Annotated in this window: 1 protein-coding gene; it reads left to right on the top strand. The window is 41.8% G+C overall.

The window, feature by feature from the left end:
• Positions 1-127 precede the first annotated feature (127 nt).
• Positions 128-1411 (top strand): IS110 family RNA-guided transposase, encoded by a 1284-nt coding sequence (locus tag BALCAV_RS20790; protein WP_003320755.1) that lies wholly within the window; start codon positions 128-130, stop codon positions 1409-1411.
• Positions 1412-1513 lie beyond the last annotated feature (102 nt).

Genomic DNA, 1513 nt, shown 5'->3' with positions numbered 1-1513 from the left:
AAGGAGCATTCCTGTAATGAAGAAATTTGAGGATTGAACAAAAAAGAGCCCTCTTGGTATTATACGAGGTGTCCAAAGCTTCGAAGCAAAAATGGACCCTTAAATTAGTAACCAAGGAGGACTCGTAATGAATTATACTCAAAATCACAAAATCTCGCAAATCACACCATCAACTCTCATTATCGGCATTGATATTGCCAAAGACAAACATGTCGCACGTGCTCAAGATGATCGTGGATTAGACTTTGGAAAGCGTTTGATCTTTGAAAATCGAATCTTTGGCTTTGAAGCCCTCGTTGAGTGGGTAAAGCAACACCAAGAAAAACACAAGAAGAATCACGTCATTTTTGGCGTAGAACCAACAGGACATTATTGGAAGAGTCTTGCTTACTATCTAACGGCAAAAGGTTACGACTTTGTCGTCGTGAACCCAATGCACGTTAAGAAAAGTAAAGAACTTGATGACAATTCTCCAACGAAAAACGATACGAAAGACGCAAAAGTGATCGCCCAGTTAATCAAAGATGGGCGATACTCTGTACCAAACCTCTTAGATGGCATATATGCGGAACTAAGAGAATGCGTAAAAATTCGAGATCAGCTTACTGAACAATTAATGATCACAGAAGGTCGCATTCAAAATGTGATTCAACGCTACTTTCCAGAGTTTTTCGATGTGTTTGGAGATTGGGAAGGCAAAGCCGCTCTCTGTACCCTAAAGCTGTTTCCGTTCCCCTCTGATATTCATAAAAAGACACCAGAGAGGGTTCTTCAAGAATGGAAACCGTATGTCCAACGAGGAGTTGGCATTAAGCGCGCAACGAAGCTTGTAGAAACAGCCAAAAAGAGCATTGGAATTGAAGTAGGCTTGAAATTTGCCAAGTGTGAACTGAAGAATCTTATTGAGCAGTATGAGCTTTTTAAGCGGCAATTAGAAGAGTTGGATCAGGAATTAGAAGCCATCGTTGAAACATTACCTGGTGCCCAACAAATGATGAAAATTCCAGGCTTAGGGGCGGTGACTGTTGGATTATTCTTTGCGGAAGTTGGGGACATTTCAAAGTACTCTCATCCTCAACAATTAGTGAACTTAGCAGGGCTATCATTACGTGAGCACAGTTCAGGTAAATTTAAAGGGCAAACAAGGATTACAAAGCGAGGAAGGAAACGATTACGCCGAGCCTTATATTTAGCGATTCGTCCCCTTGTCGCCCATAATTCAACATTTAAAGCCCTGCATCACTATTACACCAAACGCCCTGAACGCCCTTTGAAAAAGCAACAATCTTTGATTGCCTTGTGTTGTAAGTTACTACGTGTGTTGTTTGTCATTGGTCAAAAACAGTGTGAATTTGATGGTTCAAGATTAATAAAAGATATTCCTCAAATGGATGGATTACAGGCAGTGTAACCTTAGAAAGCAGATCACCCAAAGTGGCTTGACACGGAGCCTCTGCGGGCATGGCTCCTTGGCGAAGCGGCGAGTCATCCAATGATTCGCCCATGGCTAAGG

The organism is Alkalihalobacillus alcalophilus ATCC 27647 = CGMCC 1.3604 (assembly GCF_000292245.2).
Classification (GTDB): Bacteria; Bacillota; Bacilli; order Bacillales; family Bacillaceae_D; genus Alkalihalobacillus; species Alkalihalobacillus alcalophilus.
This window is presented reverse-complemented; position numbering and strand designations above follow the sequence as displayed.